The organism is Actinacidiphila rubida (assembly GCF_900110255.1).
Taxonomy (GTDB): Bacteria; Actinomycetota; Actinomycetes; order Streptomycetales; family Streptomycetaceae; genus Actinacidiphila; species Actinacidiphila rubida.
In genome coordinates this window covers 21,530-46,325 of the sequence record NZ_FODD01000042.1, presented here as the reverse complement: position 1 = coordinate 46,325, position 24,796 = coordinate 21,530, and the positions used below count along the sequence as shown (strand labels likewise).

At 72.7% G+C, this 24,796-nt stretch carries 24 protein-coding genes; 15 read left to right on the top strand and 9 right to left on the bottom strand.

Annotated features, from left to right (window positions below):
• Positions 1-249: 249 nt before the first annotated feature.
• From BMW99_RS31835 to BMW99_RS31805, 7 genes are all read left to right on the top strand, one after another.
• Positions 250-1,143, top strand: a complete 894-nt coding sequence (locus tag BMW99_RS31835) for a Rossmann-like and DUF2520 domain-containing protein (RefSeq protein ID WP_075018045.1) — start codon at positions 250-252, stop codon at positions 1,141-1,143.
• Positions 1,140-1,985, top strand: coding sequence for a pantoate--beta-alanine ligase (gene panC / locus BMW99_RS31830; protein WP_069466764.1), 846 nt, complete (start codon positions 1,140-1,142; stop codon positions 1,983-1,985). The genes BMW99_RS31835 and panC overlap by 4 nt, the downstream gene beginning before the upstream one ends.
• A complete protein-coding gene (locus tag BMW99_RS31825) occupies positions 1,982-3,772 on the top strand; it encodes an L-aspartate oxidase (protein WP_075018044.1) in 1,791 nt (596 codons plus the stop codon). The genes panC and BMW99_RS31825 overlap by 4 nt, the downstream gene beginning before the upstream one ends.
• Positions 3,769-4,791 (top strand): carboxylating nicotinate-nucleotide diphosphorylase, encoded by a 1,023-nt coding sequence (gene nadC / locus BMW99_RS31820; RefSeq protein WP_075018043.1) that lies wholly within the window; start codon positions 3,769-3,771, stop codon positions 4,789-4,791. The genes BMW99_RS31825 and nadC overlap by 4 nt, the downstream gene beginning before the upstream one ends.
• Before the next feature lie 5 nt (positions 4,792-4,796).
• Positions 4,797-5,591 (top strand): type III pantothenate kinase, encoded by a 795-nt coding sequence (locus BMW99_RS31815; protein ID WP_069467324.1) that lies wholly within the window; start codon positions 4,797-4,799, stop codon positions 5,589-5,591.
• A 119-nt stretch (positions 5,592-5,710) separates the two neighbouring features.
• Positions 5,711-7,246, top strand: a complete 1,536-nt coding sequence (locus BMW99_RS31810) for a hypothetical protein (protein WP_143080590.1) — start codon at positions 5,711-5,713, stop codon at positions 7,244-7,246.
• Between the two features lie 183 nt (positions 7,247-7,429).
• Positions 7,430-8,146, top strand: coding sequence for a hypothetical protein (locus tag BMW99_RS31805; protein WP_075018041.1), 717 nt, complete (start codon positions 7,430-7,432; stop codon positions 8,144-8,146).
• Between the two features lie 141 nt (positions 8,147-8,287).
• On the opposite strand, the gene BMW99_RS31800 is transcribed toward BMW99_RS31805, so the two are convergent.
• Complete coding sequence (locus BMW99_RS31800) at positions 8,288-9,100, bottom strand: ABC transporter permease (protein ID WP_075018040.1); 813 nt, start codon at positions 9,098-9,100, stop codon at positions 8,288-8,290.
• Between the two features lie 196 nt (positions 9,101-9,296).
• Between BMW99_RS31800 and BMW99_RS31795 the strand changes: the two genes are divergently transcribed.
• The 4 genes from BMW99_RS31795 to BMW99_RS31780 all read left to right on the top strand — a co-directional run bounded on the left by BMW99_RS31795 (position 9,297) and on the right by BMW99_RS31780 (position 10,902).
• Complete coding sequence (locus BMW99_RS31795; protein WP_069465114.1) at positions 9,297-9,476, top strand: hypothetical protein; 180 nt, start codon at positions 9,297-9,299, stop codon at positions 9,474-9,476.
• 41 nt (positions 9,477-9,517) lie between these two features.
• A complete protein-coding gene (locus BMW99_RS31790; protein WP_075018039.1) occupies positions 9,518-9,913 on the top strand; it encodes a BlaI/MecI/CopY family transcriptional regulator in 396 nt (131 codons plus the stop codon).
• 9 nt (positions 9,914-9,922) lie between these two features.
• Complete coding sequence (locus BMW99_RS31785) at positions 9,923-10,441, top strand: amino-acid N-acetyltransferase (protein WP_069465115.1); 519 nt, start codon at positions 9,923-9,925, stop codon at positions 10,439-10,441.
• 122 nt (positions 10,442-10,563) lie between these two features.
• Positions 10,564-10,902 (top strand): histone-like nucleoid-structuring protein Lsr2, encoded by a 339-nt coding sequence (locus tag BMW99_RS31780; protein ID WP_069465116.1) that lies wholly within the window; start codon positions 10,564-10,566, stop codon positions 10,900-10,902.
• Here BMW99_RS31780 and BMW99_RS31775 read toward each other — a convergent pair.
• A complete protein-coding gene (locus BMW99_RS31775) occupies positions 10,833-11,414 on the bottom strand; it encodes an SCO3374 family protein (RefSeq protein ID WP_069465117.1) in 582 nt (193 codons plus the stop codon). The two genes, BMW99_RS31780 and BMW99_RS31775, sit on opposite strands and share 70 nt — an antisense overlap.
• 429 nt (positions 11,415-11,843) lie before the next feature.
• Between BMW99_RS31775 and BMW99_RS31765 the strand changes: the two genes are divergently transcribed.
• From BMW99_RS31765 to BMW99_RS31755, 3 genes are all read left to right on the top strand, one after another.
• Positions 11,844-14,366, top strand: a complete 2,523-nt coding sequence (locus BMW99_RS31765; RefSeq protein WP_069465118.1) for an ATP-dependent Clp protease ATP-binding subunit — start codon at positions 11,844-11,846, stop codon at positions 14,364-14,366.
• 130 nt (positions 14,367-14,496) lie between these two features.
• The gene (locus BMW99_RS31760; RefSeq protein ID WP_069465119.1) at positions 14,497-15,045 is read left to right on the top strand and encodes a Uma2 family endonuclease; all 549 of its coding nucleotides are present in this window, start codon (positions 14,497-14,499) and stop codon (positions 15,043-15,045) included.
• Positions 15,046-15,563: 518 nt separating this feature from the next.
• Positions 15,564-16,265, top strand: a complete 702-nt coding sequence (locus BMW99_RS31755) for a M23 family metallopeptidase (RefSeq protein ID WP_069467782.1) — start codon at positions 15,564-15,566, stop codon at positions 16,263-16,265.
• 122 nt (positions 16,266-16,387) lie between these two features.
• Here BMW99_RS31755 and BMW99_RS31750 read toward each other — a convergent pair whose 3' ends face one another.
• Positions 16,388-16,972, bottom strand: coding sequence for a TetR/AcrR family transcriptional regulator (locus BMW99_RS31750; protein ID WP_069462190.1), 585 nt, complete (start codon positions 16,970-16,972; stop codon positions 16,388-16,390).
• 216 nt (positions 16,973-17,188) lie between these two features.
• Between BMW99_RS31750 and BMW99_RS31745 the strand changes: the two genes are divergently transcribed.
• On the top strand, positions 17,189-18,757 hold the full coding sequence (locus BMW99_RS31745; protein WP_069462189.1) for an MDR family MFS transporter: 1,569 nt from the start codon (positions 17,189-17,191) through the stop codon (positions 18,755-18,757).
• A 182-nt stretch (positions 18,758-18,939) separates the two neighbouring features.
• On the opposite strand, the gene BMW99_RS31740 is transcribed toward BMW99_RS31745, so the two are convergent.
• The 6 genes from BMW99_RS31740 to BMW99_RS31715 all read right to left on the bottom strand — a co-directional run bounded on the left by BMW99_RS31740 (position 18,940) and on the right by BMW99_RS31715 (position 24,702).
• Entirely contained in the window at positions 18,940-19,851 is a 912-nt protein-coding gene (locus BMW99_RS31740; protein ID WP_075018038.1) for a helix-turn-helix domain-containing protein, read from the bottom strand.
• A gap of 413 nt (positions 19,852-20,264) precedes the next feature.
• Positions 20,265-21,509, bottom strand: a complete 1,245-nt coding sequence (locus BMW99_RS31735; RefSeq protein WP_075018037.1) for a HAMP domain-containing sensor histidine kinase — start codon at positions 21,507-21,509, stop codon at positions 20,265-20,267.
• A gap of 2 nt (positions 21,510-21,511) precedes the next feature.
• Positions 21,512-22,195, bottom strand: a complete 684-nt coding sequence (gene cseB, locus BMW99_RS31730; protein ID WP_069467653.1) for a two-component system response regulator CseB — start codon at positions 22,193-22,195, stop codon at positions 21,512-21,514.
• A 4-nt stretch (positions 22,196-22,199) separates the two neighbouring features.
• Positions 22,200-22,901: a hypothetical protein gene (locus tag BMW99_RS31725; RefSeq protein ID WP_069467654.1), complete on the bottom strand. Its 702-nt coding sequence runs from the start codon at positions 22,899-22,901 to the stop codon at positions 22,200-22,202.
• A complete protein-coding gene (locus tag BMW99_RS31720; protein WP_069467655.1) occupies positions 22,889-23,419 on the bottom strand; it encodes a SigE family RNA polymerase sigma factor in 531 nt (176 codons plus the stop codon). The genes BMW99_RS31725 and BMW99_RS31720 overlap by 13 nt, the downstream gene beginning before the upstream one ends.
• A gap of 314 nt (positions 23,420-23,733) precedes the next feature.
• A complete protein-coding gene (locus tag BMW99_RS31715) occupies positions 23,734-24,702 on the bottom strand; it encodes an HhH-GPD family protein (protein ID WP_075018036.1) in 969 nt (322 codons plus the stop codon).
• Positions 24,703-24,796 lie beyond the last annotated feature (94 nt).

Here is a 24,796-nt window from a genome sequence, read left to right as displayed (position 1 = left end):
GGGGCGCGGGGAACTGCGCGAGCAACCCACCACCGGCCGGGACACGGCAACGGCGCCCCGGGGGCACCCCGGATGCCGAACCCACCCACCGGCCGGTGGACGGCCGACAAGCCCCGGGGGCACCCCGTAGGCCGAACCCAGCAAGCCCCGGGGGCACCCCGGCGGTGTGAGAGGGGTTACGCGTCGTCGCCGGAGCCGCGCGCAGCGCCTTCGCGTAGGATTGACGAGAAGGGACAGCCGGGAGGCAACGTGGTCGTCGAGGAGAAGCCGGCGAGGCTGGCCGTGGGGGTCGTGGGGGCGGGCCGGGTGGGCGCGACGCTCGCCGCCGCACTGGGCCTGGCGGGCCACCGCACCGTCGCCGCTTCGGGGGTGTCGGACGCGTCCCGCAGGCGCGCGGAGACGCTGCTGCCGGGGGTGCCGCTGGTGGAGCCGCGGGCCGTGCTGGAGCACGCGGACCTCGTGCTGCTGACCGTCCCGGACGACGCGCTGCCCGATCTGGTGAGCGGTCTCGTGGAGACCGGTGCGATCCGCCCGGGCCAGTTGCTGGTGCACACCTCGGGCCGCTACGGCACGGCCGTGCTGGATCCGGCGCTGCGGGCCGGCGCGCTGCCGCTGGCGCTGCACCCGGTGATGACGTTCACCGGTTCGCGGGTGGACGTGCAGCGGCTGAACGGCTGCACGTTCGGCGTGACGGCCCCCGGCGAGCTGCGGATGGCCGCGGAGGCGCTCGTCATCGAGATGGGCGGCGAGCCGGAGTGGATCGAGGAGTCGGCGCGACCGCTCTACCACGCCGCGCTGGCGATCGGCGCGAACCACATGGTGACGCTGGTGGCGCAGTCGATGGACCTGCTGCGCGCCGCGGGGGTGCAGGAGCCGGGCCGCATGCTCGGCCCACTGCTGGGCGCGGCCCTGGACAACGCGCTGCGTTCCGGGGACGCGGCGCTGACCGGCCCGGTGGCCCGCGGCGACGCCGGCACCGTCAGCGCGCACCTGGCGGAGCTGCGCCGGCACGCGCCGGAGGACGTCGCCTCGTACGTGGCGATGGCCCGCGCGACCGCGGACCGCGCGCTGGCGAACGGCATGCTCAAGGCCGAGTACGCGGAGGCGCTGCTCGGCGCCCTCGCCGACGAGGGGATCCGATGACGGAACTGGTGCACCACGCGCGCGACCTCGAACCGGCCGCCGCCGTGGTCATGACGATGGGCGCGCTCCACGAGGGGCACGCCTCGCTGATCGAGGCGGCCCGGGCCCGCGCGGACGGCGGCCGGGTCACGGTGACCGTGTTCGTCAATCCGCTGCAGTTCGGGCCGAACGAGGACCTGGACCGCTACCCGCGCACCCTGGACGCGGACGTGAAGCTCGCCGGGGAGGCGGGTGCCGACGTGGTGTTCGCACCGGCCGCCGACGAGGTGTATCCGGGCGGCGAGCCGCAGGTGCGGCTGTCGGCGGGGCCGATGGGGGAGCGGTTCGAGGGCGCCTCGCGGCCCGGCCACTTCGACGGGATGCTGACCGTCGTCGCCAAGCTGCTGCACCTGACGCGGCCGCGGGTCGCGTTCTTCGGCCAGAAGGACGCCCAGCAGCTCGCGCTGATCCGCCGGATGGTCACCGACCTGAACTTCCCCGTGGAGATCGTCGGCGTGCCGACCGTCCGCGAGGGCGACGGCGTCGCGCTGTCCAGCCGCAACCGCTACCTGTCCGAGGTCGAGCGGGTGTCGGCCCGCGAGCTGTCCCGGGCGCTGTTCACCGGCCGGGAGGCGGCGGCCATGGGCCCCTCCGCGTCGCTGCGTGCGGCGACGGCGGTGCTGGAGAACGCCGCCTCGATGGAGCCGCCCGTCGTGCTGGACTACGTCGCCCTCATCGACCCCGCGGACTTCACCGACGCCGCCCCCGGCCACACCGGGCCGGCCGTGCTGGCTGTGGCCGCGCGGGTCGGCGCGACGCGGCTGATCGACAACATCCCCCTGGAGTTCGGAGATCCCGAATGACCGCCACCTGGAACGCCGGCCGCAGTGACGGCGCGGGCAGCAGCACCGGCATACGCCTGACCGCGCCGCCGCCCGGCTGGTCGCGGGAGGCGGACGTGGTCGTGGTCGGCTCGGGTGTCGCCGGGCTGACGGTGGCGCTGCGCTGCGCCGCGGCCGGCGCGAAGGTCACGGTGGTGACGAAGGCGCACCTGGACGACGGCTCCACGCGCTGGGCGCAGGGCGGCATCGCCGCGGCGCTGGGCGACGGCGACACCCCGGAGCAGCACCTGGAGGACACCCTGGTGGCGGGTGCCGGGCTGTGCGACGAGCCGGCGGTCCGCACCCTGGTCACCGAGGGCCCGGACGCGGTGCGGCGGCTGATGGACACCGGCGCGCACTTCGACACCGACGCGGCGTCCGGCGAGCTGCTGCTGACCCGGGAGGGCGGGCACCGCAGGCGCCGCATCACGCACGCGGGCGGTGACGCGACGGGGGCGGAGGTCTCCCGCGCGCTGATCGCCGCGGTGCGCGAGGCCGGCATCGACTTCGTCGAGAACGCCCTCGTGCTGGACCTGCTGACGGACGCGGAGGGCCGTACCGCGGGCGTCACCCTGCACGTGATGGGCGCCGGCGCCCGCGACGGGGTGGGCGCGGTGCGCGCGCCCGCCGTGGTGCTGGCCACCGGCGGTATGGGTCAGGTCTTCTCGGCCACCACCAACCCGGCGGTGTCCACCGGCGACGGCGTGGCGCTGGCGCTGCGGGCCGGTGCCGAGGTCAGCGACCTGGAGTTCGTGCAGTTCCACCCGACGGTGCTGTGGCTGGGCCCGGACGCCGAGGGCCAGCAGCCGCTGGTGTCGGAGGCGGTCCGCGGTGAGGGCGCGCACCTGGTGGACGCCGACGGGGTCCGCTTCATGGTGGGGCAGCACGAGCTGGCGGAGCTGGCCCCGCGCGACGTCGTCGCCAAGGGCATCATGCGCCGCATGCAGGAGACCGGCGCCGACCACATGCTGCTGGACGCCCGGCACTTCGGCGCGCGGATGTGGGAGGAGCGCTTCCCGACGATCCTGGCCGCGTGCCGGGCGCACGGCATCGACCCGGTGACGCGGCCGATCCCGGTGGCGCCGGCCGCCCACTACGCCTCCGGGGGCGTCCGCACCGACCTGCGGGGCCGCACGACCGTGCCGGGCCTGTACGCGTGCGGCGAGGTGGCGTGCACCGGCGTGCACGGCGCGAACCGGCTGGCGTCGAACTCGCTGCTGGAGGGCCTGGTCTTCGCCGAGCGGATCGCCGCGGACATCGCCGCGCACCCGGCGTCGTGCGGCGAGCCCGTCGTGCCGGAGGCGTTCGCCTCCCCGCTGCTGGCGCCCGAGGCCCGCTACGAGGTGCAGCGGATCATGTCGGCCGGCGCGGGCGTGCTGCGCAGCGCGGAGAGCCTGGCGGTGGCCGCGGGCGCCCTGGAGCGCCTGCACACCGCCGCGGTCGAGGCGTACGACCGGGACGGCAAGACCGAGGAGCCGTGCGTGGAGACCTGGGAGGCGACGAACCTGAGCCTGGTCGCCCGGGTCCTGGTCGCGGCCGCCCGTCGCCGCGAGGAGACCCGTGGCTGCCACTGGCGGGAGGACCGCCCGGACCGCGACGACGCCCGGTGGCGCCGGCACCTCGTCGTCCGGCTCACCCCGCACCGCACACTGGAGGTGCGGACCACGCAAGGCCCCGACTTCGCGGGCACGCGCCCCGCCGGGATCGGGGATGATGGGGCGGCCGCCGCCCCGCACCCGGCCCCCGCCGCACCGAAGGAGTTCTCGTGAGCACGCCCGACCGCCCCCTGCCCGTCTCGCTCCCGCTGCCGACGATCGGGCCGCCGTCCGCCGAGGCGGGCGGCTGCGGCGACGGCTGCGGCTGCGGCGCCGGGGAGGACTTCGCCCTGGACCCGCTGGAGTGCGGTCTGGACCCGGCGCTGGCCGAGCTGCTGGTGGACGCGGGCCTGGACCCGATCCAGGTCGAGGACATCGCGCACATGGCGATCGAGGAGGACCTCGACCAGGGCGTGGACGTCACCACCGTGGCGACCGTCCCCGAGGACGCGCTGTCCGTCGGCGACTTCACCGCGCGCGAGGCCGGCACGGTCGCCGGGCTGCGGGTCGCGGAGGCGGTGCTGTCGGTGGTGTGCACCGACGAGTTCGAGGTGGAGCGGCACGTCGAGGACGGCGACCGGGTCGAGGCGGGGCAGAAGCTGCTGACCGTCCGCACCCGTACCCGCGACCTGCTGACCGGCGAGCGCAGCGCCCTGAACCTGCTGTGCCGGATGTCGGGCATCGCGACCGCGACCGCCCGCTGGGTGGACGCGCTGGAGGGCACCACCACGCAGGTGCGCGACACCCGCAAGACCACGCCGGGCCTGCGGGCCCTGGAGAAGTACGCGGTGCGCTGCGGCGGCGGTGCCAACCACCGCATGTCGCTGTCGGACGCGGCCCTGGTCAAGGACAACCACGTGGTGGCGGCCGGCGGCGTCGCGCAGGCGTTCAAGCTGGTGCGCGACGAGTTCCCCGACGTGCCCATCGAGGTCGAGGTGGACACCCTGCACCAGGTGCGGGAGGTGCTGGACGCGGGCGCCGACCTGATCCTGCTCGACAACTTCACGCCCGCGGAGACCGCCGAGGCGGTGGCGATCGTCGGCGGCCGGGCGTTCCTGGAGTCCTCCGGGCGGCTGACGCTCGACAACGCCCGCGTGTACGCGGAGACGGGCGTCAACTTCCTGGCGGTGGGCGCGCTCACGCACTCCTCGCCGGTCCTCGACATCGGCCTGGACCTGCGAGCGGAAGCGTAAGGCGGATGCTGCTCACCATCGACGTCGGCAACACGCACACCGTCCTGGGGCTGTTCGACGGCGAGGAGATCGTCGAGCACTGGCGGATCTCCACCGACGCCCGCCGCACCGCGGACGAACTCGCGGTGCTGCTCCAGGGGTTGATGGGCATGCATCCGCTGCTCGGCGACCTCGGGGACGGCATCGACGGGATCGCGATCTGCTCGACGGTGCCGTCGGTGCTGCACGAGCTGCGGGAGGTGACGCGCCGCTACTACGGCGACGTCCCGTCGATCCTGGTGGAGCCCGGCATCAAGACCGGGGTGCCGATCCTCGTCGACCACCCCAAGGAGGTCGGCTCCGACCGGATCATCAACTCCCTTGCGGCCGTGCACCTCTACGGCGGTCCGTGCATCGTCGTCGACTTCGGCACCGCCACCACGTTCGACGCGGTGTCCGCGCGCGGGGAGTACGTCGGCGGGGCGATCGCGCCGGGCATCGAGATCTCGGTGGACGCGCTGGGGGTGCGCGGAGCGCAGCTGCGGAAGATCGAACTCGCGCGCCCGCGCAGCGTCATCGGCAAGAACACCATCGAGGCGATGCAGTCCGGCATCCTGTTCGGCTTCGCCGGGCAGGCCGACGGGATCGCCGAGCGGATGGCCCGCGAACTGGCCGACGACCCCGACGACGTGACGGTCATCGCCACCGGCGGCCTCGCGCCCCTGGTGCTGGGCGAGGCGTCGATCATCGACGCGCACGAGCCCTGGCTGACGCTGATCGGCCTGCGGCTCGTCTACGAGCGGAACGTGTCCACCACGTGAGCCGTTGCGCCGGTGAAGACCTGGTGACAACTGCCTGTTGAGGGCTCTCCGGTACAACCCGTACCCCCGTACCGTCGTCCTATGGGGCAGAGGTGGCCTTGACAGGCGGGGTGGGCGGCATGCGGGGTTCCAGCCGAGCGGGTGCGGCAGTCGCCGCGACGGCGCTGGCGGTGCTGGTGACGGGGCAGGGCGCGCGGGCGGACGACGGGGGACAGGCGGCGATCCGGCTGGTGTCCGCACCGGGGACGGTCTTCGTGCCGGACCCGGGCGGTGGTGCTTCGGCGCCGTTCGACGTGGTGCTGGCACCGGACGGCGGCACGGCCGTCACGGGCGCCACGGCCGTCTTCGACCTGTCGGCGCTGGCGGGCACGGTCGACGTGACGCCGCGCCCCGGCGAGGAGGACTGCACCTCGCAGGACCTGGAGGTCACCTGCGCCCTCGGGGACGTCGGCGGGCGCACCGAGCTGGCGCCGTTCACCCTCAGCGCCGCCGACGGGACGCCGCCCGGCGACGCCGGTGCGGTCACCGTGACGGTGACCGCGGACAACGCCCCTGCCGTCACGGCCACCGCCCACGTCGTCGTCGGCCGTCCCCGGCTGAGCGTGCTGCCGGCCGCGTCCGGGCGGCTGGCGGGCCGCTCGGTGGACGTGACGCCCGCGTTCGGCAACCGCGGGGACGTGGCGCTCACCCAGGGGGTGACCGTGCGCGTCAGCGGGTCGGCGCCCACCACACGGGAGTTCAGCAACTGCCGCTACGACCGGGCGGACCGGCCGACGGTCGCCGAGTGCGACTTCCCGGCGGTGCTGTCGCCCGGCCGGGCGGTGCGGACGGACGCCCCCTTCACCTTCACCGCCCCGCACGCCGCGACGAGCCTCGGCGTCTCCTACCAGGTGTGGCCCACCGGCAACCCGCCCGCCGGGACCGAGCCGCTGCCCGCCGACGCCCCCAGGGGCACCGCGGGCCCGCTCGGGCTCACGCCCTCCGACGAGGGCGCGCTGGTGGCCGGGACGGCCTTCGAGGGGCACTGGACGGTCGCCGCGGATCCCCCGCCCGCGCTCGTCGACTACGCGGCCACGCCGTTCACCATCGAGGGCGTCGTCGGCCAGACGCTGGACGTCGCGGTGCCCTACCCCACGGGCGGCCCCGCCGGCGGCCCGACCGCCGTCAGGGATCCGCAGGTCGTGACGATGCCGCAGGGCATCCACGCCGTGCTGCCGAGCCGGAGCGAACGGCGTCAGGCCGTCTACTGCGTCCCGGTGTCCGGCCGGACGGTCAGCTGCCCGTTCGGGCCCGGCGGCTACGGGCAGATCCTGCGGGTGCACATCGACGCGAACGTGCCGGACGCGGCCGGGACCATCGCGGTGGTGCCGCCGTCGGGCACCGATCGCGACCCGGCGGACGACCGGGCCGCGATCACCGTGTTCGTCACCGACCCCGCCGCGGCCACCGCCTCTCCTTCCACCGCCGCCGCCACCGGCGGTACGGGTGCGACGACCCCGCCCGCCGACACGGCCCCGTCGGACGGCGGCGACCCGTCGGGGCGCCGCGGTCTGGCCGTCACGGGCGCGGTCGGCGTCTCGTTCCTGTCGGCCGGCGCCTTCCTCGCGCTGGCGACGGGCAGCGTCCTGCTGGTCCGCCGGCGCCGCGCGTTCTGAGCGGCACGCCCGCCGGACGGGCACCGCGACCCGCCGCCGTGACGGCCGCTGCGAGCTGCGGGTCTGGGCCGTTCGGCCCCCGTCCTGGCGGGGCGCGCCGCGGAAAGGGCGCACCCATCCCGGCGACGCACCGCGTCGACCGGATTGCGCGAATTTTGTCCTCTTAGCACTTAAAGTCCATCCATGCCCACGCCACACGGAACCCGAGGCGGAATGGCGTTCAGCGCGGACGAACTGCGCGTGCTGCGGCGCGCGCTGGCGGAGGTGCTGCACCCCAGCAGGAGGGCGGGCCCGCCCGCGGTGCCCGCGGTGCCCCCGGCACCTCCGGCATCCCCTGCCGCCCTCGCCCCCGCCGCCGCGCCCCGCCCGGCGGAGTACGTCCAGGACTGCCTGCGACTGGTCGAGGCGCTCGACGAGGCGGTGCACGAGTCCGGGCGGCTGCGTGCCTTCCTGCTGGACGAACTGGTCCGCTACCGGCAGGCGCTCCCGGGCAGCGCGGGCGGGTACCTGGAACGCCTGACCGCCGCGCTCGCGGCGGGCTACGTGCCCCGCGCGGACGACCTGGCCGCCCTCCGGCGGTTGCGGGCGCTGCCGTGCGGTACCGCGGAGAACCGACGGCGGACGGTGCTGCTGCGCCGCTGCGAAACCCTCGCGGAGAACGACGTCCGACTGCGTCTGGAGGCCCATATGACCGCTCCGCGCCGACTGCTCACCCTGCCCGGGCTCGCCGACGAGCCCGCGCCGAAGCCCGGACCCGAACCAGCGCCCGGCCCCGCGCGGGCGCCGGACGAGAAGCCCGAGCCGGGCACCCCGGACAAGCCGCGCACCCCCACGCCCGCGGAGATCTGGCCCCCGCACCGCCGGACGGGCAAGCCCGACCAGGCGGCCCGCAGCGCCTGACCGCCCCGCACCGGCACGCGGCGCCGGGCCGGCCCACCCGCCGGCCCGGCGCCGCGTCGACGCGGTTCGGGCAGCGGTCTCTCGCTGAGCGTGCCGGACCGGTGCCGCTCCGGTGCGGGAGCGGCACCCGTACCGGCACGCTCACCGCCCACCTCTCCGGCGGGACGCGCCCGCCATCGCCGCCGCCGCGGCGAGCATCGTCAGGGCCGCCGCGCCGGCGGCCACGTCGCGGCTGGTCGCTCCCAGCCCCCGCCGGTGCCCGAACGCCGGCCCCACCCGCCCGTCCGGCGCGTAGACCACCGCCCGGGTCGTCCCGGCCGCCCCGGCGCAGCCGGCGTCGGCGCGGATGCCGTGCACCGAGCCGTCCGGCAGCCGCACCCGGCAGGTCGCGACCCGGGCGCCGTGCTCCCAGCGGTACTGCGGCGGCTCCAGGGTGGCGACGGCGTCCCGGCCCTTGACCGACAGGTACCAGTCGGGGGCGTACAGCAGCGTGGTGGCGAGCAGCACGATCATGGCGGGCACCGTCACCAGGAACGCCACCCCCGTCCACGGCACGCTGGGGACCGCCGCCCACGCGAAGAACAGGCCCGCGAAGCCGAGCACCGCCACCACCACGCCCAGCAGTTCGCCGACCAGCACGGTGCTCGCGAACAGCACCAGCAGCACGACCGCCGCCGTCAGCAGGTACAGCAGCCAGAACCCGACGGCCCTGCTCGGGGGGTCCGGGATCTCCGAGGGGGCCGGGCCGGCGAGGCGGCGCACCGCGGCCCGGCGGCCGGGCGCCGCCCCGAACTCGGTGACGATGTGCCGGACCTGCCGGGCGCCCGCCTCGGTGGCGCCCAGCTCGCGCAGCCGGGCCATGTCGAACCCGGCCTCGGACAGCGTCCTGCGGTTCGACGCGGACAGCGAGTCCAGGAACGCGTCGATCGGCGGGTCGCCTTCTCGCTCAGCCACGGTGGTGGGTGCCTTTCGGTGCGGTGCCGCCGCGGGTCCGGCGCCTGCCGGACCCGCGGTGTCGGCATGCTGGGGCTTCAGCCTGCCACGCGGGGAGTGCCGTCAGCCTGAGGCGGGCGTCCGGTGCCGGGCCCGGTGTGCGCGCAGACCGAGGGCGGGCGGAGGCGCCGACCCGGCGCTGGCTACGCTGGACGGCATGGACTACGTTTCCGCGATCGTGCCGCCGCTCGTGATGGCGGTGTTCTTCACCGTTCTGGTCGTGACGATCATCAAGCACCAGGGTGGCGCCAACAAGGGCAAGGAGGACGCCGCGGTCGACGCCGCGCTGGCCCGTGCCGAGGCCTCCCGCCGGGCCGCCGAGGGTGGCACGGAGTAGTAATTCGGGCATTTCCGCTTATAGGCCCGTAGGATCCCAGTGTGCCCCGACCGCTGGGAGAGCTCGAAGACGCCGTGATGACACGGGTGTGGGAGTGGAACCGCCCGGTCACGGTTCGTGAGGTACTCGAAGACCTGACGCGGGACCGCGCCATCGCCTACACAACGGTGATGACCGTAATGGACAACCTGCGCCAGAAGGGGTGGGTGCGGCGCACCCAGGAAGGCCGCGCATATCGCTATGAGGCGGTATCGACGAGGGCCGCATACTCCGCCGCACTGATGAACGAGGCGTGGGCGGCGAGTGACAACCCCGCCGCCGCACTGGTCCACTTCTTCGGCATGATGTCCCCGGAACAGCGCGAGGCGTTGCGGGACGCAATGCGCATCATCGAGTCCGGCGACCCCTCGGGACCGGGTGAACCCGAAGGGCGATAGCGTCCGCTCATGCCCCTCATGTCGAATGACGTCACGATCCGCCGCGCCCGTACCGCCGATGTCCCCGCCGTGCGGGCCCTGCTGGACTCCTATGTGCGTCAGGGCATCCTGCTCGACAAGGCCACCGTGACCCTTTATGAGGACATCCAGGAGTTCTGGGTGGCCGAACAGGACGAGGACGCCCGGGTGGTGGCCTGCGGCGCGCTGCACGTGATGTGGGAGGACCTGGCCGAGGTCAGGACGCTGGCCGTGGCCTCCGAACTGCACGGCAGGGGCGTCGGCCACCAGCTGCTCGCCAAGCTGCTGCAGACCGCGCGGTGGCTGGGAGTCCGCCGCATTTTCTGCCTGACCTTCGAAGTGGACTTCTTCGCCAAGCACGGCTTCGTGCAGATCGGGGAGACCCCGGTGGACGGCGATGTCTTCGGCGAGCTCCTCCGGTCCAATGACGAGGGTGTCGCCGAGTTCCTCGACCTCGAGCGAGTGAAACCGAACACCTTGGGCAACAGTCGCATGCTGCTGCAACTCTGAGGGGATCCGGTTTGTCCGGATCGCGCTACCTCGGGCGAACCTGTTCGCGCAAGGGGTTTGTGTTTTCCGGTGAAAGGCGGTTTGCTTTTACCGTTAATCCGTTTTCGATGAAAGGGAAGCCGGTGGCACAGAAGGTTCAGGTCCTTCTTGTTGACGACCTCGACGGTGGCGAGGCGGACGAGACCGTGACGTTCGCACTCGACGGTGTGACGTACGAGATCGATCTCACCACGGAGAATGCCGACAAGTTGCGGGGTCTGCTCAACCCGTACACGGACCGTGGCCGGCGTACCGGTGGACGGGCGGGCCGTGGGCGTACGAAGGCTGTCCGCAGCGGCGGCTCCTCCGGCCCCGACACCGCCAAGATCCGCGCGTGGGCCAAGGAGAAGGGCTACGAGGTCAACGATCGCGGCCGTGTGCCCGCGACCATCCGCGAGGCGTACGAGAAGGCCCACGGCTGATCCTGGGCGCGCGTCCGCAGCGTGATCCGATGGCACGCCGTCGCCAGTGCGGCGACGAGTGCCGTCAGGCCGACGGGCACCCCCGATCCGTCGGCGAGATCCGACACACGCAGAGCGGGTACGGCGGATTCCACGTCGAATCCCGGCCGAGGAGGCCGCAGCCACACCGGTGCCGACCGGTCGTACGCGGCCTCCCGGCGGACCCATTCGGGATGCGCCGGGGCCCGCATCAGGCTGCCCGAGCCCAGCGCGGCCAGGTCCAGGGCGATCCCGCCCCACTCCAGCCACTCCAGCAGCCCCGGCAGCTCCTCGGCGCTGCCCGCGGCGACCAGCAGCCGGATCCGGTGTCCGTCCAGCGCGACGGGCCCCAGCTGCTCCGGCCGTGAGAAGCGGCTGAGCATCGCGAAGCCGGCCTCCGCCGGTACGTCCAGCGCGTCGAACCGCGCCCCCGTGACCAGACCGGGGGGCGACCCGGCGACCGGCCACCCCAGCTCGTGCTCGTACCAGCCCATACCGTGAGCAACTGTCCGCCGGGCCCTTGGTTACGCACCGCCTTCGCGTGCTCGCGGCCGGTGAGAGGTGCCGTCTCGCATGGTGTCGGATCGTGTTCGCCCGTAGCGCACTCGAAACGCTGGCGCCGTGTGGATTACCGGCGGCTGAGGGTAAGAAGTACCTAGTGAGAAGGGCTGGTGTTCGAGCAGGAGGGACGGGCGTTCGCCACGGGCGTACTCGAGAACGGGGTATTCGCCTGGCCTGCGGGAACATCGTCTCGCACCATCGAGGTTGTGGGAGTGACGTCAGCCGGTAGCGCGGCTCGCACCTGTTTCCCTTCGGGATGCGGGGGCGATACGTGAGCGGCGCCGCTGTGCGCGACTAGCATGCGGTAGGACAGGGAGGGGACCGACCCCTCACTGCCCGACCGCTCTGAGGAGCGATTAACGATGTTCGAGAGGTTCACCGACCGCGCGCGGCGGGTTGTCGTCCTGGCTCAGGAAGAAGCCCGGATGCTCAACCACAACTACATCGGCACCGAGCACATCCTCCTGGGCCTGATCCATGAGGGTGAGGGTGTCGCCGCTAAGGCACTGGAGAGCCTCGGGATTTCGCTCGAGGCGGTCCGCCAGCAGGTGGAGGAGATCATCGGCCAGGGCCAGCAGGCCCCGTCCGGCCACATCCCCTTCACGCCCCGAGCCAAGAAGGTGCTGGAGCTGTCGCTCCGCGAGGCCCTTCAGCTCGGCCACAACTACATCGGCACCGAGCACATCCTGCTCGGCCTGATCCGCGAGGGCGAGGGCGTCGCCGCCCAGGTCCTGGTGAAGCTGGGCGCCGATCTGAACCGGGTCCGGCAGCAGGTCATCCAGCTGCTGTCCGGTTACTCCGGCGGGAAGGAGTCGGCGACGGCCGGCGGGCCGGCCGAGGGCACCCCCTCGACCTCGCTCGTCCTGGACCAGTTCGGCCGCAACCTCACCCAGGCCGCCCGTGAGACCAAGCTCGACCCGGTGATCGGGCGCGAGAAGGAGATCGAGCGGGTCATGCAGGTGCTGTCCCGCCGCACCAAGAACAACCCCGTCCTGATCGGCGAGCCGGGCGTCGGCAAGACCGCCGTCGTCGAGGGCCTGGCCCAGGCGATCGTCAAGGGCGAGGTTCCCGAGACGCTGAAGGACAAGCAGCTCTACACGCTGGACCTGGGTGCCCTGGTCGCCGGCTCCCGGTACCGCGGTGACTTCGAGGAGCGCCTGAAGAAGGTGCTCAAGGAGATCCGCACGCGCGGCGACATCATCCTGTTCATCGACGAGCTGCACACCCTGGTCGGCGCCGGCGCGGCCGAGGGCGCGATCGACGCGGCCTCGATCCTGAAGCCGATGCTGGCCCGGGGCGAGCTGCAGACCATCGGTGCCACCACCCTGGACGAGTACCGCAAGTACCTGGAGAAGGACGCGGCCCTCGAGCGCCGCTTCCAGCCCATCCAGGTGGCCGAGCCCTCGCTCCCGCACACCATCGAGATCCTCAAGGGTCTGCGCGACCGGTACGAGGCGCACCACCGGGTGTCCATCACGGACGAGGCCCTGGTGCAGGCGGCCACGCTGGCCGACCGCTACATCTCGGACCGCTTCCTGCCGGACAAGGCGATCGACCTGATCGACGAGGCCGGCTCGCGGATGCGCATCCGCCGGATGACCGCGCCGCCGGACCTGCGCGAGTTCGACGAGAAGATCGCCGAGGTGCGCCGGGAGAAGGAGTCCGCGATCGACTCGCAGGACTTCGAGAAGGCCGCGTCGCTGCGGGACAACGAGAAGCAGCTGCTCGCCGCGAAGGCCAAGCGGGAGAAGGAGTGGAAGGCCGGCGACATGGACGTCGTCGCCGAGGTCGACGGCGAGCTGATCGCCGAGGTCCTCGCCACCGCCACCGGCATCCCGGTCTTCAAGCTCACCGAGGAGGAGTCCTCCCGGCTGCTGCGCATGGAGGACGAGCTCCACAAGCGCGTCATCGGCCAGAAGGACGCCGTCCAGGCGCTGTCCAAGGCGATCCGGCGTACCCGCGCCGGCCTGAAGGACCCGAAGCGTCCCGGTGGCTCGTTCATCTTCGCCGGCCCGTCCGGCGTGGGTAAGACCGAGCTGTCCAAGGCGCTCGCGGAGTTCCTGTTCGGCGACGAGGACGCGCTGATCTCCCTCGACATGTCGGAGTTCAGCGAGAAGCACACCGTCTCGCGGCTGTTCGGCTCCCCGCCCGGCTACGTCGGGTACGAGGAGGGCGGCCAGCTCACCGAGAAGGTGCGCCGCAAGCCGTTCTCCGTCGTCCTCTTCGACGAGGTCGAGAAGGCCCACCCGGACATCTTCAACAGCCTGCTGCAGATCCTGGAGGACGGTCGCCTGACCGACTCCCAGGGCCGGGTCGTGGACTTCAAGAACACGGTCATCATCATGACGACCAACCTCGGCACCCGGGACATCTCCAAGGGCTTCAACCTGGGCTTCGCCGCCCAGGGCGACACGAAGTCCGGGTACGACCGGATGAAGGCCAAGGTCAGCGACGAGCTGAAGCAGCACTTCCGCCCGGAGTTCCTGAACCGCGTGGACGACGTGATCGTCTTCCCGCAGCTCAGCCAGGACGACATCCTGCAGATCGTCGACCTGATGATCGACCGGGTGGACGAGCGGCTGCGTGACCGCGACATGGGCATCGAGCTGTCCACCGAGGCGAAGGTCCTGCTGTCCAAGCGGGGCTACGACCCGGTGCTCGGCGCCCGGCCGCTGCGCCGCACGATCCAGCGGGAGATCGAGGACTCGCTGTCCGAGAAGATCCTGTTCGGCGAGCTGCGCCCCGGCCACATCGTCGTCGTGGACGTCGAGGGCGAGGGTGAGACCGCGAAGTTCACCTTCCGCGGCGAGGAGAAGGTCACCGTGGCCGACGCCCCGCCCGTGGAGACCGCGAGCGGCCCGCCCAACCTCTCCAAGGAGGCCTGACGCCTCCGGCGCGTCCCAGCGCCACCCCAGGGCCCGCCCCGGACCAGCACCGCTGGTCCGGGGCGGGCCAATATATTGCTGATCGAGACCACAGGAAGCGCCTGTGCACAGTCTGTGAGGGGGTCGGCCGATGACCGTTCTCGACGAACTGTGGCGCGAGATCGACGCCACCGTGAAGACCGAGGGTTTCAAGATCGAGATTCTCGACGGGAAGGTCGTGATGACGCCACAGAGCCCCGAGCAGGACTGGACGATCGATGAGATCAAGTCCGCAGTCCGCAAGGCCGGCATCGCCTTCAACCGCCTCGTCAGCAAGGTGGCCATCGACTTCCCCGACGAGACCTCCTCGGCCCCGGACGTCTCCGTCCTCGACAAGGATGCGCACCGCAACCAGAACCGCTTCACCTGCATCGACCTGCTCGCCGCCTTCGAGGTCGTGTCCAGGCCCGGCGACCGGAACGACTACGTCATCAAGGTGGAGAAGTACGGGCGGTACGGCGTCGGTGTCTACGTCATCGCCGACCCGTTCACCCGCGTGTGCACGCTCTTCGAGAAGCCGAACGGTTCGGGCTACGGCGAGCGGACCGAGCTGCCGTACGGCGAGTCCTTCATGGTGCGGCTGGCTACGGGGGAGTCGTTCACCGTGGACACCGGCACCTTCCCCGTGAAGGAGGCCTGACGCCTCCGGCGCGTCCCAGCGCCACCCCAGGGCCCGCCCCGGACCAGCACCGCTGGTCCGGGGCGGGCCCCTTTGTGTGCGTGCGGCGGCTCGGGGTGGGTGCGGGGAGGTCGTGCGGGGGGTGGCCGCGGGCACGAATGCGGGGGAATTCGGGGATTCGGATGTGGCCCGGGCCACATCCGGATGGTGCGTGAATGGATCGGAAAAGGGGCGCGCGGGTGACGTGCCGCACGTGAGCCACGCCACTTACTAAGGGAAATAGTGGAGAGCCGGTGGACGGTGGTCCGTCCACAGGGTGGGGACGGGGGAAACCAAGGGCCAGCCCGTGGGGCGGCGGGCAAAACGGGCGTAACGGGAGGTATCAACCCCGTGTGGAGGGGGTTCGGAGGGGGAGGCCGCTACGAGCCGGGGTAGTAAGAGGGCTCCTTGCCACCGCACTGAATGCCGGGTTACCAAGGATTGGCAGCGGGCCGCAGACGGAATCTGCTGCTCTCCCGATTCAGTGAGGTTATTTCTCCATGCGCAAGATCTCGACGATGAAGAACCGCACCCCGAAGTCCGTTACCCGCGGCCGGGTCGCCGTGGTGACCGGAGGACTGGTCGCGGCGATCGCGCTGGGTTCGACCGCAGCAATGGCTGCTGCCCCCGCGCAGCACGACGCCACCGCGTCGGCGAGCAGCGTGACCCAGGCCGTGCAGAAGCAGGCCGCGGACCAGAAGGCCGCAGCCGTGAAGAAGGCCGCGGACGCCAAGGCCGCCGCCGAGGCGAAGAAGGCCAACGAGGCGAAGAAGGCCGCCGACGCCAAGGCCCGGGTCAACGGCTGGGTCACCCCGGCCGAGCACTACGTCCTCGGCGCGGGCTACGCCCAGGCCGGCCCGCACTGGATACACAAGCACTCCGGCCAGGACTTCGTCGTGCCGTCCGGCACCACCGTGCGCGCCGCGCACACCGGTACCGTCGTCACCGCCGGCTGGGGCGGCGCCTACGGCAACAACATCGTGATCAAGCACGGCTCGCAGCTGTACACCCAGTACGGCCACCTGTCCAAGATCGAGGTCCACGTGGGCGAGCCGGTCACCACCGGTGAGGAGATCGGCAAGTCCGGCTCCACCGGCAACTCGACCGGCCCGCACCTGCACTTCGAGGTCCGGACCACGCCGTACTACGGCTCCTCCGTCGAGCCGCTGCACTTCCTGCGCGCCCACGGCGTCAACCCGTGAGCGGACTGATCGACTCGCAGGAGTGACCGGGTCACGGTGACCCGACAGAACCCGGCGGCCGGCTCCGAGCAGAACGCTCGGAGCCGGCCGCCTCGCCGTGTCGGCCCAGCGGCCGGGGGCGATCAGTTCACCGAGAGGTTCGTCTCCGCCTGGGCGACCAGATCGAGGGCGACCTCGAGGATGGCCGCGCGCTTCTCCTCGGGGTCGCCCTCGACGTTGCGCATCACGAACATCCCGGCGTGCATCGAGAACAGCGCGGTGACGCTGCGCACCTGCGCGGCCAGCGGCGCCCCGGGGTCCTTCATCAGGTCGCCGAGGGCGGCCGTGGAGGTCTTGAAGGTCTCGCCGATGGTCAGCTCGCGGACCGACGCCTGGTTCTCCTGGATGAAGCGGAACAGGTCCGCGGAGTGCCACAGGATGTCGCTGTAGCGGCGCAGGACCTCCTGCTTGGTGGCCAGCGTCCGCGGCTGCCCCTCGGCCCAGGCGAGCAGGTCCCTGATCGGCTGGGCGAGGTCCTCGGCGATACTGCTGAGGATGTCTTCCTTGGTCTTGAAGTGGTAGTACAGCGCGGCCTTGGTGACGTCGAGCCGCTCGGCGATCTCGCGGAGCGACGTCTTCTCGTACCCCTGCTCGGCGAACAGTGCCAGAGCGACTTCCTGGATCCGGCGGCGCGTGTCGCCCCGGCGCGGATGGTGCGGTGTGGCCATCGGTTCGTCGCTCTCCTGCTGCACTACGCGTCACGCGGGGCTGGGGTGTGCGTGACGGGCCCGGTTGCCCCCCAACGGTAGGGCCTTAGGGTGAGGCTACGCACTTACTTGACGCCCGGCTAGTACGCACCGTACCTTGCTGCTGTCTACAGAACTAGCCGGGCGGCAAGTAAGCACCCTGAACCACCGCCCTCGCACGGGGGAGAAGCAACGGTCATGTCCCAGACCGCAACGCCCGCCGCCGCCAACGAGCCGCGCCAGCGCAGCGTGCGCGTCGTGATGGTCGGCCTCATGGTCGCGATGCTGCTCGCGATGCTCGACAACATGATCATCGGCACCGCGATGCCGACGATCGTCGGCGAGCTCGGCGGCCTCAACCACCTGTCATGGGTGGTCACCGCCTACACACTGGCCACCGCCACGTCGACCCCCATCTGGGGCAAGCTCGGCGACATGTTCGGCCGCAAGAACATCTTCCTGATGTCGATCGTGCTGTTCCTGGCGGGTTCCGCGCTGTCCGGCATGGCGCAGACGATGGACCAGCTGATCACCTTCCGCGCCGTGCAGGGCCTGGGCGCCGGCGGTCTGATCGTCGGCGTGATGGCGATCATCGGCGAGCTGATCCCGCCGCGCGAGCGCGGCAAGTACCAGGGCCTCACCGCCGGCGTCATGGCCATCGCCATGATCGGCGGCCCGCTGGTCGGCGGCTCCATCACCGACAACTGGGGATGGCGCTGGAGCTTCTACATCAACCTGCCGATCGGCGTCGTCGCGCTCGCGATGATCACCATCGTGCTGCACCTGCCCAAGAAGCGGACCAAGGCCCGCATCGACTACTTCGGCGCCGCCCTGCTGACCGTGGCCATCACCTCGCTGGTGCTGCTCACCACCTGGGGCGGCACGCAGTACGCGTGGGGCTCCGGCCAGATCATCGGCCTGCTGGTGCTGGGCCTCGCCGCCCTGGCCGGCTTCGTGTTCGCCGAGACCCGTGCCGCCGAGCCGATCCTGCCGCTGCGCATCTTCCGCAGCGGGAACTTCACGCTGATCTCCCTGATCGGCTTCCTGGTCGGCTTCACCATGTTCGGCTCGATGACGTTCCTGCCGCTGTTCCAGCAGACCGTGCAGGGCGCCTCGGCGACGAACTCCGGCCTCCTGCTGCTGCCGATGCTGCTGTCGATGATGGCGGTGTCGATGGTCGCCGGCCGGGTCACCACCTCCACCGGCAAGTACAAGATCTTCCCGATCGTCGGCGGCGCGCTGATCATCGCCGGCCTCTTCCTGCTGTCCACCATGGACGTGCACACGACCCGGCTGATGTCCGGCGTGTTCATGGCGGTGCTCGGCCTCGGCATGGGCTGCATCATGCAGATCACCATGCTGATCGCGCAGAACAGCGTGGAGATGAAGGACATCGGCGTCGGCTCGTCGTCGGCGACCCTGTTCCGGACGATCGGCGGCTCCTTCGGCGTCTCCCTGTTCGGCGCGCTGTTCACCCACAAGGTGCAGCACGGCATGTCGAGCGTCGCGGGCGGCCAGGGTTCCGAGGCCACCAAGGGCGGTGCGCAGCTCGACCCGGCGACGGTCGCCAAGTTCCCGCCCGCGATGAAGGACGCCTACTTCCACGCGGTGGCGTCCGGCACCCACGTGGTCTTCCTGTGGGGCGCGGTCATCAGCATCGTCGGCTTCATCGCCGCCTGGTTCCTGGTCGAGACCCCGCTGCGCGGCCACGCCGCCAAGGCCGCCCCGGCGGCCGAGGACACGCCGGTCCTGGCCGACGCGCACTGACCGGCGACCGCTGACGCGCACGGCGCCGCGTCCTCCGACCGCATCGACGGCCGGGCCCTTCCCCCGGGGGCCCGGCCGTCGCCGTTCCCGGCGACTCGCCCGCCCCTGCCCGACGCGCCGGGCCGTTCCGGCGCGCCGCGTCCCCGGCCCGTCCTGCCGGGTCCCGCCCTTCCCGTCGGCGTTCAGCGCCCGTCGCGGTGGCCGGGACGCGGGAGGGGGAGGAGGCCGAGGGACTGGGCGCGCAGGACGGTGGACAGCCGGTCGGCGGTGCCGAGCTTCCGGTAGGTGTGCTGGATGTGCTTGTGCGCGGTGCGCACGGATATGCCGAGGCGGCGCCCGATGGCCTCGGCGGTGAGGGACCCCGCGAGGAGGGTGAGGACGGCCGTCTCCCGCGGGGTCAGGCCGTGCTCGGCGGCGAGGCGGACCGGGTCGGCGGCTGCCACGGCCGGACCCACGGCCGGACCCACAGCGCGAGCCGCGGCCGGATCCGCGATCGGACCCGCGGCCTGGCCCGCGGCCGGACCCGGCGCGGGCGGCACGGCCTGCGGCGGGGGCGTGCGCAGACGGCGCAGCGTGCGGCACTGCCGCTCCACCCCGCACAGCAGCGGCTGGAGGCGGTGCGCGCCGTCCACCTCGGCCGGGGTGAACGGCGACCCCGTGCGCAGCAGCAGCCAGCCGCGCAGCGGCTCCTCCGTGTCGGGGAACGGGATCGTCAGGACGTCCCGGGCGCCCAGTTCCTCGCGGGCGATCGTGGCGAAGGCCGTGCCGCGCCAGCGGGCGTCGCCGATGATCCCGCCCGCGCTCACCGGTGCGGGGTCGCCCGACACCAGGTAGTGGTCGACGACCGGGTAGCAGCGGCGTATCGCGGCACGCAGCGGCCCGCTGACCGCGTCGGCCCCGAGGCTCTCCGTCGGCTCCCACAGGCGGACCGCGCCCCGCTCCGGGGTCCAGTCGTCCTCCTTGTGGACCAGCAGGTCGGCGCCGAGCGTGCCGAGGACCTCCTCGGCGATCGACCGCCACAACGCGTCGGGGTCCGGCTCGTGCAGGGCCGCGATCGCCAGGTCGGCGATCCGGTCGTGGCCCGCGTGCGTCACGGAGCTCCCTCGCGTCCTGGTGGTCCCGGCCCCGGCAGGGCCTTTCCCACTGTTTGTCGCGTGCCCGGCGGCCGCCCGGCTACGCAGTTCTCCCCATGGTCCCGGTGCGGGCGCCGTTGGCAAGCTTGGCCGCGTCGGGCCCGGCCCGACCGCACAGTCGTCCCGGCCACCGGCGGGGGAGCCCAGCCGGCGGGGGGCCGGTGTGGCCACGGGGGGAGAGCGGGGGCCGGGGCGGAAGGTGTGCCGGGGGCCGGGCCGGGACCGCGGGGTGCGCGGCGACGCGATGTCACAGGGCGTCGGCGTCGCGGCACTCCGGCGGCGCGGAATTCCGGCCCTCCGGAGCTCAGGAACTCCGGTATCGCGGAACGGCCGGGAAGAGACCCGGGAGAGACCCGGAAGGGAAGCTGCCGCGCTCAGCGCGGCAGCAGCAGCTGGGCGACGGCCCCGCCGCCGTCCTCCGCGGGGGCGTTGCGGAAGGTCAGGCGGGCGCCGAGGACGCGGGCCTGGCCGGTCGCGATGGTCAGGCCCAGGCCGTGCCCGCTGCCGGCCCGGTCGCTGCTGCCGGTGCGGAACCGGCTCGGGCCTTCGCGCAGCAGATCGGCGGGGAAGCCGGGGCCGTGGTCGCGCACCCGCAGGAACGGGCCGTCGACCACCACCTCGATGAGCGGGCGGCCGTGCCGGGCCGCGTTCGCCAGCAGGTTGCCGAGGATCCGCTCCAGGCGGCGCGGATCCGTCTGCACGACCGCCTCCTCCTCGACCGTCACCTTCGCGTCCGGCGCCAGCGCCGGCACCCGGCGCCGCACGAACTCGCCGAGCGCCACCTCCGCCAGGTCCGCCTGCTCGGCGGCGCCGTCCAGCCGGGCCACCTCCAGGACGTCCTCGACGAGCGTGCGCAGCGCGTGCACCCGGTCCCTGACCAGCTCCGACGGGCGGCCCGGCGGCAGCAGCTCGGCCGCGGTGACCAGGCCGGTGACCGGGGTGCGCAGCTCGTGCGCGATGTCCGCGGTCACCCGCCGCTCGGCCTCCAGCCGCAGCTGCAGGGCGTCGGCCATGGCGTCCACGGCCCGGGCCAGCTCGTCCGTCTCGTCCCGCACCCGGCGGCCGCCGATGGCCTCGCGCACCCGCACCTGGGTGTCGCCGTCGGCGACCCTGCGGGCGGCGGTCGCCGCCTTGTGCAGCCGGCGTGACATCCGGCCGCCGATCAGCACGCCGACCGCCGTGCCGACGCCGACCACCGCGATCGAGCCCACCACCAGCGCCTGGTCCAGGTCGACCAGCACGGAGTAGCGGTCGGTGAACGCGCCCTTCAGCGACAGCACCCGGCCGTCGCTCAGGGGCGTCTCGGCCCACACCGTCGGGGCGCCGTGCCTGTTCTCCTGCACGAACGTGGCGCGCTGGCCCTTGGCCGCGTAGTCCCGCAGCGGATCGGGCAGCGCCGGGTCGTCGACCTTGGCGAAGAAGGCGGGGCGGCCGGTGAGCTCGTAGATGCGCAGCGCCGACTGGACCTTCTCGTCCTGCACGTCCCGGGTGCTGTTGATCATGCTGACCCGGGCGGCGTTGTGCACGACCAGGCTCAGCGCGACGGCCACCAGCGCGGAGACCACCGCGATGGCCGCGCTGAGTTTCCACTGGAGTCCGCCACGGAAGAACGTGCGCATGGTCAGGCCCGCAGCTTGTAGCCGAAGCCGCGTACCGTCTCGATCCGGTCCTGGCCGATCTTGGCGCGCAGCCGCTGCACGTGGACGTCGACGACGCGGGTGTCGCCGCCCCACTCGTAGTCCCACACCCGCTCCAGCAGCCGGTCCCGGGACAGCACGGTGCCGGGGGCCTCCGCGAACTCGAGCAGCAGCCGCATCTCGGTGGGGGTGAGGGCCAGGCGGGCGCCGTCCCGGGTGACCTCCAGGCCCTCCGGGTCGATCGCGATGTCGCCGAACGCCAGCAGCGCCCCGTCGTCGGCGGGCTCGCCGGCGGACGCGGCCCGGAAACGGCGCAGCACCGCGCGGATGCGGGCCACCAGCACCGCGCCGTCGAACGGTTTGGTGACGTAGTCGTCGGCGCCGGCCTCCAGGCCGAGCACGATGTCGATGGCGTCGGCGCGCGCCGACACCATGATCACCGGGACGGTGGACTCGTCGCGGATCCTGCGGCACAGGCTCACGCCGTCCAGACCCGGCAGCATCACGTCGAGCAGTGCCAGGTCGGGCTGGTCGGTGCGGAAGGCGTCCAGGCCGGTCAGCCCGTCGGGGGCCGCGGTGACCTGGAAGCCGTCGCGCTCCAGCGCGAGAGTCGTCGCCTCGCGGATGACGTCGTCGTCCTCGACGAACAGAACATGAATGGCCGCCATGCGCCTATCGTCCCCCAGACGGCGCAGCCGCCGTACCGCCCGTGCCCGTCGCCGACGGCAGGTCGGGGTCGACCGGCGTCGCGTCGGGCACCGGCACCGGGTCGGTGGCCAGCGGTTCGGGAGAGGCCGTCGGCGTCTTCGCGCCGTAGTCCTGGTAGGTGCGGGCGACCTGCACGAACTGGTTGCCGCGCCACACGTACGTGGCCGACTCCTCGCCCGTGGGGTACGCGACCGGGTCGTCGGAGCGGTAGACCTCGTGGATCACCTGGAGCTTGCCGCTGTCGACCGTGCCGTACACACCGGTGTGCTCGTCGGCGAACACGTTCTGGTACTTGCCGTCGACCATCCGGTACACGTACGACGCGACGCCCAGCCCGTCGCCGCAGGTCATGACGTTGACCACCAGATCGGGGCCGTCACCGGCGGTGAGGTCGCCGGCGTCGGTGTCCATCGGGTAGTCGTCGTCGTCACAGGGGGTCAGGTCCTCGCGCACGTCGGCGCTGACGCTGGAGTCCTTGCGGATCATGGTCGCCAGGGCCGCCGGATTGGCGGCGATGGCGGGCGCCGTCGTCGAACGCGGCTTGACCGTCTCGGTGGGCGCCGGGCCCTCCCTGCGAGCACCGGTGACGGACGAACCGCAGCCGGCAACCACGACGCACGCGCAGGTCAGCGCGCTCGCCGCGGTGAGGGAGGCTATGCGGCGCACACGCTCTCCCTTCGTGAGTAGCCATAGGTGCCGTGCTCCAGTTCGTACCGCAGCCGGGCCAGTGCCCGGTGCAGGGTGCTCTTCACCGTACCGGTGGACATGCCCAGCGCACGGGCCGTCTCCTCGGTCGTGAGCTGCCCGTAATGGCGCATGATCACGACCTGGCGCTGCTTGGGCGCCAGTACCCGCATCGCGTCCCGCAGCATCTCGCGGTCGGCGCGCTGCTCCGCGCCGTCGTCGACGGTGGCTTCCGGCAGCTCGGCGGAGGGCACTTCCTCCAGTTTGCGGTTGCGCCACCACTCCGTGCGGGTGTTGATCATCACACGCCGCATGTACGCGTCAGCGAGTGCCTTGTCGGCGATGCCGTCCCAGCGCGGGTAGGTGCGCACGAGGGCGGTCTGGACGAGGTCCTGGGCGTCGATGGGATCCGGGACCAGCCTGCGGGCGCTGCGCAGCAGGGCGTCCTGCCGGGTCCGGACGTACTCCTCGAACTCCAGTACCGCGCCGTTCGCCGTCATTGGTGCCTCCGCCCCGTGTGCCTCATGCCGTGCCGGGGAAGGTCTCCCACCGGCCGCAACTGAAGCTACGGAGCGGATGTTGGGCTTTCGCCACCACGAGCGCACAGCGGACGCACAGCAACCCATCGGTTGTGTAACGGGTGTGGGGCGAATGGGGACAACCGTCGTATTGGCGGTCGTATCCCCGGCGTGAGGGGTCCATAAAGAGGACATAAAGCCAGGTGGACGGCGCTTAGGCGGTTTCCGGGGTGGCGCTCGGTGACGGCCGCGCGGCGCCGCGGAGGCCCCGTCCGGTCGGGCCCGGGCGGGCCGCGTCAGGCCGGGAGGCGGTACAGGCCGTCGGCGAGCGGTTCCACGAGGCCGTCCGCGACGAGGCCGTCGAGCGCGCGGGCCCGCTGCACGGGCTCGTGCCAGACGCCGTCGAGCACCGCCTGCGGCACCGGATCGGACGAGGCGCGCAGCACGGCCAGCAGCCGCCCGCGGACCTGCCGGTCCGTGCCGGCGTAGGTCTGGCCGCGGCGCGGCGGGCCGTCGTGCGCGGGCGAGCCGGCCAGCCGCCAGGCGCAGCGCGCCGCGACCGGGCAGCTGCCGCACGCGGGGGAGCGCGCCGCGCACACCAGGGCGCCGAGCTCCATCGTGGCCGCCGCCCAGCGCGCGGCGGTCGCCTCGTCCGCGGGCAACAGGCCGCCGGCGGTGCGGCGTTCGGCCGCCGTCGTGGCGTTCGGCGGGTAGGCGGTGCCCGACACCAGCCGCGCGAAAACCCGCCGCACATTGGTGTCCAGGACGACGTGCCGCCGCCCGTAGGCGAACGACGCCACGGCCGCCGCGGTGTACTCGCCGACACCCGGCAGCGCCAGCAACTCGTCGTGCTCGCGCGGGACTTCACCGCCGTGCCGCTGCGCTATGGCGGTCGCCGCCGCGTGCAGCCGCAGCGCCCTGCGCGGGTAGCCGAGCCGTCCCCAGGCGCGGACGGCCTCGCCCGGCGACTCCTGGGCCAGGTCGGCGGGCCGCGGCCAGCGCGCCAGCCACTCCTGGTGCACCGGAAGGACCCGGCTGACCGGCGTCTGCTGCAGCATGAACTCGCTGACCATCACCGACCAGGCGCCGGCGTCCGGAGCGCGCCACGGCAGGTCGCGGGCGTTCTCGTCGAACCAGTCGATGACCAGGTCGTGCAGCTCGGCGACGGCACGCGGGCCCGGCGCGGGTGGGCCGGCGGCCGCGGCGGAGGGGCCGGAAGGGGTCGAGGCGGCGCGGGAACGGGAGTCGCGGAGGTCAGTGCTCATGTCCTTCCGATCCTCGCACATGCCACCCTCCCCGCACGGCCGGTGACCGCGCGTACGGGTAAACGTGATCATCCGCAAAGACCGTGTGCGGAGC

Bases quoted from the DNA above. Each gene is read 5' to 3' on its own strand.
- panC (WP_069466764.1), top strand. From the start codon at position 1,140: ATGACGGAACTGGTGCACCACGCGCGCGACCTCGAACCGGCCGCCGCC.
- BMW99_RS31825 (WP_075018044.1), top strand. From the start codon at position 1,982: ATGACCGCCACCTGGAACGCCGGCCGCAGTGACGGCGCGGGCAGCAGC.
- BMW99_RS31815 (WP_069467324.1), top strand. From the start codon at position 4,797: ATGCTGCTCACCATCGACGTCGGCAACACGCACACCGTCCTGGGGCTG.
- BMW99_RS31810 (WP_143080590.1), top strand. From the start codon at position 5,711: ATGCGGGGTTCCAGCCGAGCGGGTGCGGCAGTCGCCGCGACGGCGCTG.
- BMW99_RS31805 (WP_075018041.1), top strand. From the start codon at position 7,430: ATGCCCACGCCACACGGAACCCGAGGCGGAATGGCGTTCAGCGCGGAC.
- BMW99_RS31795 (WP_069465114.1), top strand. From the start codon at position 9,297: ATGGACTACGTTTCCGCGATCGTGCCGCCGCTCGTGATGGCGGTGTTC.
- BMW99_RS31785 (WP_069465115.1), top strand. From the start codon at position 9,923: ATGCCCCTCATGTCGAATGACGTCACGATCCGCCGCGCCCGTACCGCC.
- BMW99_RS31775 (WP_069465117.1), bottom strand. From the start codon at position 11,414: ATGGGCTGGTACGAGCACGAGCTGGGGTGGCCGGTCGCCGGGTCGCCC.
- BMW99_RS31765 (WP_069465118.1), top strand. From the start codon at position 11,844: ATGTTCGAGAGGTTCACCGACCGCGCGCGGCGGGTTGTCGTCCTGGCT.
- BMW99_RS31760 (WP_069465119.1), top strand. From the start codon at position 14,497: ATGACCGTTCTCGACGAACTGTGGCGCGAGATCGACGCCACCGTGAAG.
- BMW99_RS31755 (WP_069467782.1), top strand. From the start codon at position 15,564: ATGCGCAAGATCTCGACGATGAAGAACCGCACCCCGAAGTCCGTTACC.
- BMW99_RS31750 (WP_069462190.1), bottom strand. From the start codon at position 16,972: ATGGCCACACCGCACCATCCGCGCCGGGGCGACACGCGCCGCCGGATC.
- BMW99_RS31745 (WP_069462189.1), top strand. From the start codon at position 17,189: ATGTCCCAGACCGCAACGCCCGCCGCCGCCAACGAGCCGCGCCAGCGC.
- BMW99_RS31735 (WP_075018037.1), bottom strand. From the start codon at position 21,509: ATGCGCACGTTCTTCCGTGGCGGACTCCAGTGGAAACTCAGCGCGGCC.
- cseB (WP_069467653.1), bottom strand. From the start codon at position 22,195: ATGGCGGCCATTCATGTTCTGTTCGTCGAGGACGACGACGTCATCCGC.
- BMW99_RS31720 (WP_069467655.1), bottom strand. From the start codon at position 23,419: ATGACGGCGAACGGCGCGGTACTGGAGTTCGAGGAGTACGTCCGGACC.
- BMW99_RS31715 (WP_075018036.1), bottom strand. From the start codon at position 24,702: ATGAGCACTGACCTCCGCGACTCCCGTTCCCGCGCCGCCTCGACCCCT.